Raw genomic sequence first — 14190 nt, 5'->3', positions numbered from 1 at the left:
ACGGCGCGGTTCACTCGGCGCGAACGCAGTGAGCGCCGAGCCCGTTTTTCCCCAAGTTTTCACAAGTTGCGAGGGAACGAAGTTCCCTCGAACCATGCGAACGGGCCTACGGCCCGTGAGCAGAGAGCGGTTCCCGCAGCGCGCTCTCCGAGCGCGCGAGGAAGCCCGACGAAGTAAAAAGTGGTCTCTTAGTCGTCAGCAGGACTCGCGCGACTCGTCATGTCCACGTCCTCGGCGTCGACGCCGAGTTCGTCGATAGCGGCCTGCGCGGCGCGCTTGCCGGAGACGAGCATCGCACCGAAGGTCGGCCCCATTCGCGGGAGGCCGTAGGTGGTCGCAGTCGCCATGCCGGTGACGATGAGACCGTCGTGGGCGAGACCGGTGTGTTCGACGACGGCGTCCTCGCTCTCGCCGACCCACATCGAGTCGTGACCGGGCGAGTCGTGGCCGGGTGCGCCGTAGGTGTCGTCGTCGGTCTGGTCCATCCCGCTGGCTTCGTCTTCGAGGCCCGGCGCGTTGAGGACGCCGCGCTCGTCGAGTTTCTTGACGGCCATCGCGTCGTGGCCGGTGGCGTCGATGACGAGATCAGCTTCGACGGCGATGGGGTCGACGCAGGTGATTTCGCGGGGGAGCGCGTGCACTGGCGTCCAGTTCATGACGATGCCGCCGACGCGGTGGTCCTCGCGGATCACGATGTCGGTAAACTCCGTCATGTTCTGCATCTTCGCACCGGCGTCACAGGCGGCCTTGATGAGACCGGAACAGGCCTCGGGACCGTTGGCGACGTAGAGTCCCTCGCTGTCCTGGGACTGCTTGAAGTCGACGTCGAGGTCGTCGAGAACGTGCTGTGCGGGGTCACGAACCGTGACCTTGTTCATCAGGAAGCCACCGAGCCAGAAGCCCCCGCCGAGGTAGTTGTTCTTCTCGACGACCATCGTCTGGACGCCGCGCTCGGACAGTTCCTTGGCGGCCATCAGGCCCGAGGGACCACCGCCGACGATGATCACGTCGGAGTCCGAGAAGTCCATGAACTCCTCGGTCCACTCCTGCCCGATCGCGCGTGTCACTTCTGCCTCACCAACGTCGCTGAACTGGTTGAACTCTGCCATAGTAGTCAGTAGTACCACCGCCTTGTTGATAGGCGTTCCGTTTGAACCAGAGGAGGGTTGCCACTGCTGTTCGCTGCTTCTGGAGACTCTTGGGACTGTTACGAAAACCGAGACGGAGTCGTCAGTTCTGCGTGAGCGACGAATCGGCGACGGTGTCCGATTCGATGTCGGTGTCGATGTCGATCGCTCTGACGAGTTCGACCAGATCGCGAATCTGCGGGAAGGTGTAGACGGTCAGGTCGACGTCGGTGTCGCCGGTCGTAATTTGCGAGTCCAGCACGAACACGATATCCTCGTCGGGCCACCCGCCCATGTGTTCGATGATCTGGTGACTCGGCCCGTAGGTGAAGGTTGGCGTCCCCATGTCGATGGTCGTCTCCAGCACGTTCGCCCACCCGTCGATGTACCCGGAGGTCATGATGTTGCCGATCTCCTGGATTGCAGACCGCTCCATGTCGGAGAATCCACCCTCCGAGGACCCTTCGCCGGGGACCATCGACTGCGCGAGGCGCTTGCTGTCTGCGGGATCGAGCAGAAAGAGGACGTAGCCGTAGGGCGACTCGGTCAGTTCGACGTGGATGCCGACCTGTTTCTCGTCACCGAGGTGGGTTTTCACGTCATCGATATGGAGCAGATTGATCTTCGAGACGTGAATCGCCGCGTCCATCCCCGTCATCTGACTCAGACTGTCTGCGACTTTCCGGGACCCCTCCTTCGAGACCTTGTTGAAAAGTTCGAGTTTCCTGACGTCGACCTCGAGACTCATATGCGGTGATTGGCGTGAACTGGTGTAAAGACTCGGGTCGAAGCGACGCTCAGTCAGTTAGTTCCCCTTCCCGAATCGCGCGTTCGGCAGCCGACAGCGCCTCGTCGGCGTCGAACGCGTCGATGATCGCCGCTAGTTCCTCAGGGGATGCTCCCTGCAGGTCGCGGGCGTTGGAAATGATGTTCGGAATCGCCCGGATGATGTTGTCAACGATGGGAACCGCCGCGACCTGTGCCGACCGCGAGAGCGGATTCAGATCGATGACGATTTCGATCTTCCCCATCTCCGCGAGTGCGGCCGCGCGGTCACCGTCTTCCAGCGGGACGACCACGACATCAGCGGAATGGATGCCGTCAGCGTCGACTTTCGCTCGCTCGTGGTCGAGACCAGGAATCTGTGCGTCCGCGGCGAGGCCGAGCACCTCGTCTGCCCCGTGCTCGCGGAGGTGGTCAGCGATGGCCTGCATGCGTTCTGGCGTCCGATTGAAGAGATTCACCTCGATGGCCGCTCCGACCACCTCCGCGAGTTCGACAACCTCGTCGGGCACGAGCGCCGCGACGTTGCCGTTGACCGAGATGACTGGGTCCTCAGCCCGCAGCAAATGCGCCGCGGCGGCGCGGGCGGCGGCGTCGGCGCTCTCGATAGTTCGCTCGCCGAGCAGGTAGTCGAAGGCCTCCCCGCGGCCCTGTGCGATCAACCCCTGCTTGCTCGTGATCCCGCTCTCGACGCCCGCCTCGATCCGGTGGCGGGTCACGAGCGAATCGTGTCGCGGATGCGTCTCTGGAATCTCTGCGTCGGTCATCGCTGAACTCCCTGTCTTGGTGCGGTCATTCGTATGCCTTCGAGTCAGTTTCGAGCCTTGCGCCCTCGGTGTGAATCGAACACACTTCGGGGTCGTATCCAGCGTCCGACAGTCCGGTTCCGAGCGCGAACACCGTCTCACCGAGCATCGCCATCGCCGCTGACCCACCTGCTTCCGATACGTCCGTGATGGCCTCCTGAACGCGGTCGGTCAACAGCGCCGATTCCCGCGAGAACTCACGAGAGGCCCGCATCAGCGACGGCAACGTCGGCTCACCGACCACCGTCGAGAGTGCCTGTTTTCCTGCCTGGTTTATCATCTCTGTTTCCCCGTCGAGCACTTCTGCAGTCGGGAGTTCCCCGAACGTCCGGTACTCGACTCGGCTTCGTGCGGGGATCCCGTCCATGTGGTTGTCCTGTGGGCCGCCGGGTTCGAGGCGGATCGGAACTCCGCCGCGGGCCTGCGCGACCACGTCCCCGAGTCCGGTTCCGGCCTGTACCTCCGCACCGTGTGCGATCGTGAGCAGTTCGTTCTCCGAGAGTGTGCGCTCGAACAGCGCGTTCGTTGCGAGCGCCGTTCCGAGCGCCATCGCACCCGAGACGCCAAAGCCAGCGCCGAGTGGGAGATCTGTTGCCCCCCGAACCTCGGCTCCCGCGTCGAGCGCCCGGAGCACTCGCATCGGTGCGTCCATCTCGATTTCGTCCCCGTTGAGAACTACCCCCGGATCCGCAGCCGGACGAACCGTGACCGACACGCCATCAGAGAGTGCGATCCCGCCCCCTCGCGACCCTGCTTTGGTCGGGTCATCGTCCGGGCAGATCGTAAAAAACCCGGTCACGTGCCCGGGAACGAACGCCTGCGCGACATCTGTCATACTGTTCGTTCGTCGGTACTCGGTGAAAACAGTTTCCGACTGTCGACACACAGTTTCAAGTATCAACAACCCAATATTGTGTATAGTTCCCATGGTAGTTGACCAACTGCAAGATTTCGGAGCCAGATCCCTCGTGACACACGCGCTCATGGCGCTTTCGCTCGTCGGGGCAATCGCAGCGGCACTGTTTCTCGACGGCGAGACGGGACGGATCTCGTTCGTGGCACTCCTGAACTTCACCGCCGGACTGTGGGTGTGTCAGTCGATCCACGCACTCGGAAACCCGGACTACAGAGGCATTATCAGCGTGGTGAGATCGAATGACAGCTAACGACGAGTTCGACACCGGACGGTTCGGACGGCTGCTCGCACTGATCGCCTTCGTCACGGCCATCTCGGTTATGACGTCCGCTCAAACGCTCGAAGATGACCTGTTTCAGATCTCCGTGTTCGCCATCGGAAGCGTCGCGCTGCTGACGGCGATCATCGGATTTCTGATCGCTGCTGCGGGTGCCTACGACGCGGAGTAGTCAGAGCCAGCAGTAGTCACCGGTCGCAGGCCGAAGCGGTCAGCAGCCATCGATCGGCAATCAGGAGCGGTCAGTCTGACGGGGCCGAGACAGCAAAGAACTGCACAGCAGTCACACGCTCAGTGGGTTCGGCCGTCCGACCTCACACGTCGAGTTCGTCCAGGTCGTAATCGGAGATGTCGACGCCCTCCTCGGTCACTTCTGCGACGTAGATGCCGTTGCCCGACCCAGTGTCGCGCTCGGCGGCGGCCTTGATGCCCGCGCCTGCGGCCTTCTTGGCTTCGTCGAGCGACATGTCGGCCTCGTAGCGGTCTTCGAGGGTCCCGTATGCGACCGTCAGCCCGGACCCGGTGATGGTGTAGTCGTCTTCCATCACGCCGCCAGCGGGGTCGATGCTGTAGACGTGGCTGCCGTCCTCGTCGATGCCGCCGAGAATTGGGTTGATGGCGAGGAAGGGGCCGCCGCGGGCGAAGTTGCCCGCGAGCGTCGAGAGCGCAGTCATGCTCATGTCCTGGCCGCGACGCGCCTCGTAGAGGTTCACTTCCGCACGGAGCGTCCGGATAAACGACTGTGCGCCGCCGACTGAACCGACGAGCGTGAGCGCGGCAGTCGGATGGATCTGCTCGACTTTCTGGACGTTCTTGTTCGAGACGAAGCGACCGCCGAGGCTGGCGCGCTTGTCCGTCGCGACGATGACGCCTTCCTCTGTCGCGATTCCGATCGTAGTCGTTCCCGTCTTGTTGACCGTCTCTTCGTCACGGTCACCGTTCGGGAGCGAGCCGAGTTCTGGCTCGTGCGGGTCGTTCGCGAACCGTCCGGCCAGACGCTGCTGATTCTGCGAGAAGTCCGAATCGATGGTTGGGTCTTGCATTACCTTCCCGTATCAGTTCCCCACGTAAGAAAGTACCCGTTCCGGCGACACCGCCAGGAGTGAGCGCTCCCGAACGGGCGCACCTGCACCGGTGCGCTCGAATTTCGTTCAGCGTGCGGCCGCATCTCGCTTTGGCGTGTGATCGAACCGATCAGTTTGGCTGTACCTGCTCATAAGCGTCTTTCGTCCGGGTCACCGCGCGGTTGAGCGGCAATTCGATTCCGACCCGCCGGGTCACCAGCGCCAGCGGCAACAGCGCGATACCGGCAAGCAGTGTTAGCTGGTACAGTGCGAACAGCGTGACGCGTTGAAGCCGTTCCATCGTCGTTCAGTCCACTCTCTTGGAATGGGTGTATATATACTTTCCGGCAGTATTATGCTGATCTATGATTATACACTACGTCTTCAAATGCCCGCTGTCTTGCGGTTTTCAATATCAGCATACGTTTCCAGTCATCTTCCACGCGTCCCGCCCCGATACGGGTAATCTGGCCGTTGGAACTCGATTCACTGTCGATAAGTTATCGCGATTATCCCGGTGACGTGCGCATCGGGCGATCCGGGAAAACAGAGATCAAAAGACCCGAGTAGGCCCCGGTCGTGGATCCGCGTATGAACTACAGAGTCGTGCTGGAAGCAGCCTGGCTGGTGTACGATGTCGAGGCAGTCGACGACGCGATCGGTGTCGCCGTGAGCGAAGCGGGGAAGCGGCTCAACGAGGAGGAGATGGACTACGTCGAGGTCGACGTCGGCTTCACCGAGTGTCCGGCCTGTGGCGAACCGTTCGAGTCCGGGTTCATCGCCGCGGACACGGCGCTCGTCGGACTGCAACTGGAGATGGACGTGTTCAACGTCGAGAGCGCTGAACACGCCCAGCGCGTCGCCAAAAGCGATATCGGAAACGCGCTGCGTGACGTCCCGCTGAAGATCGTCGACACCATCGAGACCGGCGACGGGGACGACGGGGACGACCAGTAGCTTACGGCTGGCGACACGTTCGCGTCAGTTCTCGGCCCTGACGTCTACTGCCACTTCGTTTCGTCGCATAAACGGCGGCGTCCACGGGTCGTTGTACCTCAGAAGATACGACTCCCCGAGTGGTTCAATTCCCTCCTGTTCGAGCCTCGAGAGCAGCTTTTGTGACCGCCGCGTGACTCGTCGGTCCGGTGCGTACCACGAAAACCGATCCACTGCGACGGTCTTTGCTGGCTCGATGACGAGTCTGACGCCGGGTTCCGTTGGCTCTGGCGCCGTCTCTGTGTCGTACTCGGCTGGCAGGTAAAACGCCATTCGTACCCGTTCCTTTTCGACCTCCCCGGAACGAACCGGTGCTGTCATCGATATCGACGTTCCTTCCTGCGTCTCGACGGGAGTGGTCATCGAGATGGATTCGTCACCCTCGTTGGCACCCGAGATGTATCTGAAGAGGCGCCGGAATGCGGTCGTCTGATTTGCTGCTGTCGTTTCTGCCAACACTGTCTGGGGATATCGGCGAAGTTCGTACCCATCTATCTGCTGTACCTGCTCGTAGGGCACTGACTCTGCCGTTCGATTTGCATAGAGGCCCCAACCGACCCAGCCAGCGATGAACACGCTACCTCCGACGAGTAGTGCCTTGAGGAGTTGTCTCATAGTTTCAGTTTACCGTCTATACAGATTAACAAATCGCCCACAACTGGATCTACTGGGTGGCTGATGGAGGACTAGCCGGTGCCGCAGGGTTTTTGTATTACTTGTGGTTATGTGGCTGTATGGAACTGCCGACGCCGGAGGACTTACGCGAGCGGCGTAATGACCTCGGGTTGACTCAGAGTGATCTGGCACAGAAAGCGGACGTCTCACAGCCGCTGATCGCGCGTATCGAGGGTGGTGACGTGGACCCGCGGCTCTCGACGCTGCGGCGGATCGTGACGGCGCTGGAGGAGGCAGAGGGTGGGCTGATGCGGGCCGAGCAGTTGATGCACTCGCCGGTCGTCAGCGTCCCGCCCGACGCGAGCGTCCGCGAGACGACCGAACTCATGGACGAGAAAAGCTACTCGCAGGTCCCGGTTATTCGCGACGGTATCCCCCAGGGGATTATCGGCATGTCGGATATCCGCCAGCGCTCGGAGGACAACGTTGGCGACCTGCCGGTCGCGGAGGTGATGGGTGAAGCCGTCAGCACCGTCGAACCGGACGCCACGATAGACGCCATCGACGCCCACCTCGACCACAACGACGCCGTGCTCGTCGTCGACAACGGCGAGACTGTCGGGATCATCACCGAGGCAGACATCGCTCGACACATCTCCTGACGCTCGTCTCTTTTCGGGTCGCGCGTGTCGTCTCGGGGCGCTTACTCTGTGAAGTAACTCGCAAAGAACCCGGAGAGAAACGACGAGAGGGCGACCGCCAGCAGCAGGTCATCCAGGTCGTACGGTCCCGTGTCGTTTCTCGCTGTGAGGGCTGTGATGCCGACGCTGATGAGCAGTGAGACGACCCCGCTGACGAGGTATCTGCGCTTCGAAGCCATGTCTGACGGTTCGTTCCGCTCACACATGAACATTCCCGACTCTGTGGGGTTTCGCTCGACACCCACTCGGTCAGTCCCGCTTTGGGTGCTGCTGGTCGGGGACAGAGAACTCGTGTTCCTGCACTTCGTCGTCGATCCGGCCCAGCGCCACGAGCCGGTCGGGCGTCTCGACGAGAACGGCCTCGCCGCCATCTGACTGCCGGTTGTTCCGGATGACGTTCTGACAGACGACAGTGCCGCTGCGGGTCGGATACTCGCGGCGCGTATGGCCGACGATCTGTCGCGGCGCGTCCGTCGGCATGTGCTCGAAGTCGAGCCAGGCAAGCCCCGCGTCCGGCCCTCGCCCTGTCCGTCCGCCGACCCCGAGGACGCGCGGGAATTGCTCGACGAGTTCGGACTGGACGAGCGCGTCGTCACCGGTGCCGACAACCGGGTCGAGACGTCGTGCAGCGGCCACGAGTCGGTCGTTGACCGCCTTCGTGTCGTAGGGGTCGGACTGTCCGGCGTGTGCGTAGGTGAACCGATATCCGTCGTAGGCCGCGACGACGTGGCCGTCACGGATCTGCCGGAGAAACTGCCGGCGGTCGGCATCCGACACCGTGCCGGAAAACCAGCGGTCCCAGCCGAATCGGTCGGGCGTCAACAGCCCCATCTCGTGATTCCCGAGCGTCATCCGGACGTGCCCCGGCGGGGCCTCCTCGACGAGTCGCGCGACCATCGAGAGTGCCTCCTCGTTGTGTGGCCCTCGGTCGATCAGGTCGCCGTTGATGACGAGCACGTACTCGTCGCCACCAGCCCAGTGGAGTCGCAACGCGGCGTCCTGTTGGACAACTGGGGCGTAGTCAGGATGATCAGACAGTGTCAGCAGCGCGCTCCGAGCCTCGCCGAGATACCCGTGAATGTCGCTGATACTCACGACTGCTGGCGTCCCATCGAGCGCCATGACGGCGTCTCGTTCCGGCGGTTCTATCGGGCGCTGGTCGATTTCGTCTAGCACGCTGGATCACACTCTCTGGGCACCGCCGTCCGCGGCGGATCGCTCCTGTTCCACCCTGAGCCTGTACTTCACCGGATAAAAACACGAGGATGCAGACTGTCCGAAACCGATTTCACGACAGTTCGAGCCCGCGAATTGCGACCGTCCCTTCCCCCTCCCGAACTGTACCGATTATCTGCCCATCCTCGGTCGCTTCGACGACGGCCTCGGCCTCGTCGGGGTCGAGCGCGGCGACGAATCCGGTTCCCATGTTGAAGGTGCGGTGCATCTCGTGGTCGTCGACGTTGCCCGCCGACTGGACGAATTCGAAGACAGACTGTGCAGGGAAGGGGTCGGTGATCTCGTAGTGACGCTCGCCCATTCTGGTGAGGTTCGTCCAGCCACCGCCGGTGACGTGTGCCGCCGCGTGCGTCTCGTGTGACCGCAGGGGTTCGAGCAGGTCGGTGTACAGTCGCGTCGGGGTCAGCAGTTCCTCGGCAATCGTGCGCTCGGGGTCGGGCGGGAACGGGTCGGTGTACTCGTGGTCGCGCGTCGCCGCCTCGCGTGCGAGTGTCAGCCCGTTCGAGTGAATCCCACTGGAGGGCCAGCCGACGATTGCGTCTCCTGGCTTGGCTTCGCCCGGAAAGAGCGCGCCCTTCGGGGCAAGCCCGGCGCACGCCCCGGCGATGTCCAGTCCGTCGATGATGTCTGGGAGGACGGCAGTTTCGCCGCCGACCAGCGCCACGCCCGCCTCGCTCGCGCCCTCGCGAAGCCCCTTCCCGATGGCCTCTGCTGTCTCGTCGTCCGGTTCGTCGACGGCGAGATAGTCGACGAACGCGACCGGTTCGATCCCCTCTGCGACCAGGTCGTTGACGTTCATCGCCAGACAGTCGATGCCGATAGTCGAGTAGTCGTCGACGGCCTCCGCGACCAGTAACTTGGTCCCGACACCGTCTGTCGCCAAGGCGAGATACTGGTCCCCGATGTCGACTAGGCCCGCGTAGTCGCCCTCGAACTCGCCAACAGCGCCGACCAGCGCCGCCGTTGCGGCCTCGCTCGCGTCGATGTCGACGCCCGCCTCGGCGTAGGTCAACCCGTCTTCTTCGGATTCTATTTCGGAGTCGTCGCTCATTATCAGTGCAGGCGCTTCGGGCGGAAAAAAGCCCATCGCTCCTAGTCGGTGATTTTGTGTTCTTTGACACTGTTCCCGTTGTTTTGACCACCAAGAAAGCCCCCACCAGTTCGAGTCGGGGGGGCCTCCCTGCGCGCTCCCTCCGGTCGCGTGCTTGCGTCGGCCGCCTTCCTCGAACTGGTGGCCCCTTTCAGTCCCACCCGTGTCGGCTGATTGGCCACTCTATGGGGTGGGACTGAAAGGGGCCGCGTTCTCCGGGAAGACGGACGACGTAAGCACCGCAACCCGAAGGGTGAGGAGCGTGGTTCGAGAGAGCGACGCTCTCTCGTCATCTTGCAAGAGCTACGCTCTTGCCGACCTCGCGAATCTTCGATTCGCTCAATCACGAAAGACGCGGCGCGTCTTTCGAACGACAACGAGTCTCTCGACCGGAGAACGCGGAAGCTTTCTTGGTGTGGTCGGTCTCTACCTCAACAAATTTCCCAGAAACACCACTTCCTAGAGCACGTACAGGAACAGAACGAGACACGCGCCAGCGGAGACGCCGAAGATGAGCGCGAACACTTCGCGGCTCCACGCGATCACCGTGTTGCCGTCGAGCGGGCCGAACGGGACCATGTTGAAGGCCGCGAGAAAGCAGTTGACGAGCAGGCCCCAGCGGCCGATTTCGCCCACGATGCCGGGGCCGACCAGAAACAGCGGCAGCGAGACGACAGCGAGCGCGAGGTTCGTCACCGGTCCGGCAGCAGCAATAATTCCGTTCTGTCGGGCCGTGATCTGGCCGCGGTGGTAGACTGCACCGGGCGCGGCAAAGAGAAAGCCAGCGAGCCCCGCCGCAATAGCGACGCCGAGCATGGCATAATCCGCTCTGAAGGCCGCAATCTGGTCGAATCGGACCGCCATCACCTTGTGTGCAATTTCGTGGAGCAGAAAGCCCGTTCCGACTGTGAGCATGCTGAGGAGGAACACGCGGGCGAGTTCGCTCGTCTGGATGTTCGCTCGCTGTATTGGCTCCTGCAGGCCGAGAAAGAAGGTAAAGGCGACGCCGAGTGCCAGCCACGCGAGCGCCAGGTCGCGAATCTCCGTCCGTCCGAATCGGATCCCACCGACTTCGACCGAGCGAAATCGACCGGTTCGGTTGCTCATCGTCGCCTCACCATCACGTAAGTAGCTCCCAGATGAGTTCTGCGCTGTTCTGTGCGCCGGTGAGCATCTCCTCGCCCAGTCCGGTCACGCCGCCGATGTCGGTGGCGAACCACGGGAGAAAGACCGTCGCGAAGAGGATACTCGCGATGAAGCTCCCGATGTTCGTCATCGCGACGATGAGGATGAGCCGAAAGAGCGGCACGTCGTCGCGCATCTCTCTGACGAGATCGAGCATCGGCGTCTCGTGGTCCGAGAGCTTCTCGTTGAGGAGGCTGATGTCGGAGACGTTCACCCGCGTGTAGCGCAACTCGACGTAGCCAGCGAACCACCCCGGCGCGAGCAGCGGGTTGATGCTCGTCAGCCAGGCGACGGCCCCGCCGACGCCCGCGCTCGTCCAGTGTGCGCCCGCGAGCCGGGCCAGCCCTGCGGCGATGATCCCGTTTATCAGAAACCACGCCACGAACAGCGAGAGGAGGAACTGTCCACGGACGCCAGCCATCGCGAGCAAGACGAAGAAGGCGAAAAACCCGAGCGTGAACGTGTAGCCGATCCCCTTGTACAGGAGTGTTCGCCATCGACTGCGCGTCACTTCGCCGACGAGCGAGTCCGCTGGCGGGAGCGTCGAGGGGTCGTCGAGATATCGCTGGATCCCCTCGCGGTGGCCTGCGCCGACGACTGCGACGACGTCGTAGCCCGCGTCCCGGAGCGCGACGAGTCGGTGCGCGATGTAGGCGTCTCGCTCGTCGATGAGTGCCTCCGCGCCGCCGGGCGAGAAGCGGCGGAACTCCTCTATCATCGCCGTCACGACGTCCGCGTCGGTCAGCGTCTCAATGTCGAACTCGCCGTGGTCGACGTTGCGCGTCGAGGCAACGAGCGCGACTGCGATTGGGACGCCGATCACCACTGCGACGCCAGCCGCGACGAGCAGGCCATCGAGCATCCCGCCGAACGTCCCGAGGAGACTGCCGACGAGCGGTACGCCGATCGATCCGCCGATTCCGGCCGGGATCAGGAATGGGCCAGCGAGCGCGCTGGCGATGATCGAGACGAACAGCCCGATCGAGAAGCCGATCGTGAGACCGACGGTCCACGGGCCGCCCACCTCGACTAGCAGAGCCCCGAGAATCGAGAGCTTCTCGCGAAACCCCATCCGACTCCAGAGTCGCTGGACGGTTAGCTGGATGTCCCTGTCGACCAGCGCGACGCCGCTTCCCTGTTCCTGTGCCGCGTCGATTGCGGCCATCATGTCCGCGCCCGGTTCGATGTCGAACCGGTCGCCCATCCGCGCCTGCACGTACGAGAGCATCCAGTAGGCGAGGAACTGATACACCGTCTTGCCCGAAATGACGTCCCGTCCCTCGATGTCGTCAGGCGTATCTCCCTTGAGCCGCTTGTATCGCGTCTCGTCGAGTTCGACGGCCACGACGTCTGGCTTTCGCTCTGCGATGGTCTCCTTGACGCGCTCGACGCTCTCGTGGGAGACGTGGGCGGTGCCGACGATGGTGATCGATCCCTCGCCGGAGCGCGAGGTGGGCCGGACTGGTGTCTCCCCCTCGTCCAGCACGTCCGCCTCGCTGTCGCTCATTACCCACCATTATCCGGTGGGGAATAAACGCTTGTCGGGACAGGTTCGTCAGCGACGGCTGATCCGGTCACTGTAGTGCGGATCAGCGCAGTCACCGCGGCGTGAACCGGGCGAGTGCCGACGAGGGTTTGAGTCCAATCGTGAACACGACCACCCCCGAGAGCAGGAAAAAGCCGCTGATTAGCGTGAAGGCGACGTACACAGTCGACAGATCGATCACCGCGCCGAGGAACACGGGGGTGACGAGTTGTCCGAGTGAACTCATGGTGAACACGAAGCCGAAGCTTCGTCCGGTCGATTCGGACGCTGAGAAGCGACTCACCAGCCGGTCTCTGGAGGCGAATACGAGCCCGTAGCCACATCCAGCGAGTGTAAACAGCGCGACGAACGTGCTGGCGGTGACCGGCACCAGTTCGGCGACGACGACCAGAAGCGTGAGCGCCGCCATACCGGTTGCGGCACCGATGACGTATCTGGGGTTGTATCGGTCGGCGAAAAAGCCACCGAGGAGGACACAGACAGCCGACGCTCCGAAGAACAGCGACAGCGCGGTGTTCCCAATCGCCTCGGACAACTGGAAGCCGTCGATGGCAAAGAGTGGCGCAAACGTCCGAAGACCGGTTGCTGCCGTCGCAAACAGCAGGAAAAAGAGAGCCATGACGAGGATCCCGGGCCGCAGGAAAATCGCCCGAAAACTCGCTCGATCGTCGCTCGACTCCGATTCGCTCGCGTCCATCTGGTCGCGATACACTGGTGGGAGCGCGATAGCAGAGAGGACAGCATAGCCCATCCCGACCGCGCCGACGATCAGCAGTGCGGTCTGCCAGCCAAAGCGGCTTCCGAGCGTTCCGAGAACGATCGGCGCGGTGGCAAAGCCCATCGTCCCGCCGAAGGTGTGGATGCTGAAGTTCTGGCCCCGTCGCTCCGGGTCGCTGACCGTCTCGACGAGCGGATAGTCCGACGGATGAAAGGCCGCCTGTCCGATTCCAGAGAGCGCCGCGAAGGCGAGCAAGACGAAATACGTCGACCCCGTCCCGGCGAGAAACATACACAGCGAGGTGATCGCGACGCCCCCGACGAACACGCGCTTTGCCCCCACTCTATCTACGAGGTCGCCGACGACGACCTGTAGCATCATCGCCGCCGGGATGATCCCTGCGAGAAGCCCGAGTTGCGCGTTGCTGAGCGCCAGGTCCGAGCGCAGGAACGGAAACAGCGGCGGAAAGGCGAGCAGGTAGAAATGAGACAGGAAGTGGCCGCCAGTCACGAGGCTGACGGTGGTGATCTCCTGTCTAGATCGGGCAAACGCCATCTACTGTGTACCTGCGAAAATCTGGATAAAACACTTGCGATACGGACGACGACTCGTCGGTTCCGGCCGGGCTGTTCGCCCGAGGACATAACTGACACGTACACGCCCCTCCGACGGAGGGTATGCCCACGCTCCTCGACTCGAAAGTGGAGTCACGCCAGTTCGTCCTGCCAGCACAGTCGAACACGTACCACACCGCTCACGGCGGCGACGTGCTGAAGTGGATGGAACAGACCAGCGCGATGAGCGCGATGACGTTCTCGGGAAAGACAGTCGTCACCGCGCGCTTCGACCGTGGCCAGTTCCACGAACCGCTCCCCGAGGGCAGTATCGCCTTGCTCGACGCCTACGTCTACGAGACGGGCACGTCGAGCATGACCGTTCGTGTCCGCTGTTTCCACGACGACCACGAGACCGGCGAAAGACAGTTGGCGACCGAGGCGACAGTCGTCTCCGTCGCCGTCGACGAAGCGGGCGAGTCTCTCTCGGTTCCCGACCTCTCGGTTGCAACTGACCGCGGCGAGCAGTTGCGAGCGGAGGCACTCGACCAGTCTTGATACTTCGGCTGTCCGTAC

Annotated in this window: 18 protein-coding genes; 5 read left to right on the top strand and 13 right to left on the bottom strand. The window is 62.8% G+C overall.

Going from position 1 to position 14190, the window contains the following annotated elements; all coding sequences use genetic code 11:
* Window positions 1–188: 188 nt before the first annotated feature.
* The 4 genes from ACMGFL_RS10885 to ACMGFL_RS10870 all read right to left on the bottom strand — a co-directional run bounded on the left by ACMGFL_RS10885 (window position 189) and on the right by ACMGFL_RS10870 (window position 3551).
* Window positions 189–1109 carry a sulfide-dependent adenosine diphosphate thiazole synthase gene (locus tag ACMGFL_RS10885; RefSeq protein WP_436935563.1) on the bottom strand — a complete coding sequence of 307 codons (921 nt, stop codon included), beginning with the start codon at window positions 1107–1109 and terminating at the stop codon, window positions 189–191.
* Between the two features lie 121 nt (window positions 1110–1230).
* The gene (locus ACMGFL_RS10880) at window positions 1231–1875 is read right to left on the bottom strand and encodes a chemotaxis protein CheC (RefSeq protein ID WP_436935562.1); all 645 of its coding nucleotides are present in this window, start codon (window positions 1873–1875) and stop codon (window positions 1231–1233) included.
* A 49-nt stretch (window positions 1876–1924) separates the two neighbouring features.
* Window positions 1925–2677 carry a 4-phosphopantoate--beta-alanine ligase gene (locus ACMGFL_RS10875; protein ID WP_436935561.1) on the bottom strand — a complete coding sequence of 251 codons (753 nt, stop codon included), beginning with the start codon at window positions 2675–2677 and terminating at the stop codon, window positions 1925–1927.
* A gap of 25 nt (window positions 2678–2702) precedes the next feature.
* A complete protein-coding gene (locus ACMGFL_RS10870; protein ID WP_436935560.1) occupies window positions 2703–3551 on the bottom strand; it encodes a pantoate kinase in 849 nt (282 codons plus the stop codon).
* A gap of 91 nt (window positions 3552–3642) precedes the next feature.
* Here ACMGFL_RS10870 and ACMGFL_RS10865 point away from each other — a divergent pair, with 91 nt between their 5' ends.
* Both ACMGFL_RS10865 and ACMGFL_RS10860 read left to right on the top strand, forming a co-directional pair.
* A complete protein-coding gene (locus ACMGFL_RS10865; RefSeq protein WP_436935559.1) occupies window positions 3643–3882 on the top strand; it encodes a hypothetical protein in 240 nt (79 codons plus the stop codon).
* Window positions 3872–4081 (top strand): hypothetical protein, encoded by a 210-nt coding sequence (locus ACMGFL_RS10860; RefSeq protein WP_436935558.1) that lies wholly within the window; start codon window positions 3872–3874, stop codon window positions 4079–4081. Before ACMGFL_RS10865 ends, ACMGFL_RS10860 begins: the two co-directional genes overlap by 11 nt.
* A gap of 142 nt (window positions 4082–4223) precedes the next feature.
* Here ACMGFL_RS10860 and psmB read toward each other — a convergent pair whose 3' ends face one another.
* Window positions 4224–4952, bottom strand: a complete 729-nt coding sequence (gene psmB, locus ACMGFL_RS10855) for an archaeal proteasome endopeptidase complex subunit beta (protein ID WP_436935557.1) — start codon at window positions 4950–4952, stop codon at window positions 4224–4226.
* A gap of 151 nt (window positions 4953–5103) precedes the next feature.
* Complete coding sequence (locus tag ACMGFL_RS10850; RefSeq protein ID WP_436935556.1) at window positions 5104–5274, bottom strand: hypothetical protein; 171 nt, start codon at window positions 5272–5274, stop codon at window positions 5104–5106.
* A 290-nt stretch (window positions 5275–5564) separates the two neighbouring features.
* On the opposite strand from ACMGFL_RS10850, the gene ACMGFL_RS10845 reads away from it, so the two are divergent.
* The gene (locus ACMGFL_RS10845; protein WP_436935555.1) at window positions 5565–5930 is read left to right on the top strand and encodes a DUF555 domain-containing protein; all 366 of its coding nucleotides are present in this window, start codon (window positions 5565–5567) and stop codon (window positions 5928–5930) included.
* Between the two features lie 24 nt (window positions 5931–5954).
* Here ACMGFL_RS10845 and ACMGFL_RS10840 read toward each other — a convergent pair whose 3' ends face one another.
* Complete coding sequence (locus ACMGFL_RS10840) at window positions 5955–6584, bottom strand: SOUL family heme-binding protein (RefSeq protein ID WP_436935554.1); 630 nt, start codon at window positions 6582–6584, stop codon at window positions 5955–5957.
* A 119-nt stretch (window positions 6585–6703) separates the two neighbouring features.
* Between ACMGFL_RS10840 and ACMGFL_RS10835 the strand changes: the two genes are divergently transcribed.
* Window positions 6704–7246, top strand: a complete 543-nt coding sequence (locus tag ACMGFL_RS10835; protein WP_436935553.1) for a CBS domain-containing protein — start codon at window positions 6704–6706, stop codon at window positions 7244–7246.
* A 41-nt stretch (window positions 7247–7287) separates the two neighbouring features.
* Here the strand turns inward: ACMGFL_RS10835 and ACMGFL_RS10830 are convergent, their stop codons facing one another.
* The 6 genes from ACMGFL_RS10830 to ACMGFL_RS10805 all read right to left on the bottom strand — a co-directional run bounded on the left by ACMGFL_RS10830 (window position 7288) and on the right by ACMGFL_RS10805 (window position 13615).
* Window positions 7288–7464: a hypothetical protein gene (locus ACMGFL_RS10830; protein WP_436935552.1), complete on the bottom strand. Its 177-nt coding sequence runs from the start codon at window positions 7462–7464 to the stop codon at window positions 7288–7290.
* A 70-nt stretch (window positions 7465–7534) separates the two neighbouring features.
* Window positions 7535–8461: a metallophosphoesterase gene (locus ACMGFL_RS10825; protein WP_436935551.1), complete on the bottom strand. Its 927-nt coding sequence runs from the start codon at window positions 8459–8461 to the stop codon at window positions 7535–7537.
* A gap of 112 nt (window positions 8462–8573) precedes the next feature.
* Window positions 8574–9572, bottom strand: coding sequence for a phosphoribosylformylglycinamidine cyclo-ligase (gene purM / locus ACMGFL_RS10820; RefSeq protein ID WP_436935550.1), 999 nt, complete (start codon window positions 9570–9572; stop codon window positions 8574–8576).
* 498 nt (window positions 9573–10070) lie between these two features.
* Window positions 10071–10718, bottom strand: coding sequence for a zinc metalloprotease (locus ACMGFL_RS10815; RefSeq protein ID WP_436935549.1), 648 nt, complete (start codon window positions 10716–10718; stop codon window positions 10071–10073).
* 13 nt (window positions 10719–10731) lie between these two features.
* Complete coding sequence (locus ACMGFL_RS10810) at window positions 10732–12303, bottom strand: TraB/GumN family protein (protein ID WP_436935548.1); 1572 nt, start codon at window positions 12301–12303, stop codon at window positions 10732–10734.
* A 91-nt stretch (window positions 12304–12394) separates the two neighbouring features.
* Window positions 12395–13615 carry an MFS transporter gene (locus ACMGFL_RS10805; protein ID WP_436935547.1) on the bottom strand — a complete coding sequence of 407 codons (1221 nt, stop codon included), beginning with the start codon at window positions 13613–13615 and terminating at the stop codon, window positions 12395–12397.
* A 122-nt stretch (window positions 13616–13737) separates the two neighbouring features.
* Between ACMGFL_RS10805 and ACMGFL_RS10800 the strand changes: the two genes are divergently transcribed.
* On the top strand, window positions 13738–14172 hold the full coding sequence (locus tag ACMGFL_RS10800) for an acyl-CoA thioesterase (protein ID WP_436935546.1): 435 nt from the start codon (window positions 13738–13740) through the stop codon (window positions 14170–14172).
* The last annotated feature ends 18 nt before the right edge of the window (window positions 14173–14190 follow it).

The organism is Halovenus marina, assembly GCF_051414115.1.
GTDB lineage: Archaea > Halobacteriota > Halobacteria > Halobacteriales > Haloarculaceae > Halovenus > Halovenus marina.
The sequence above is the reverse complement of the archived record's forward strand: the minus strand, read 5'-3'. Positions and strand labels throughout refer to the sequence as shown.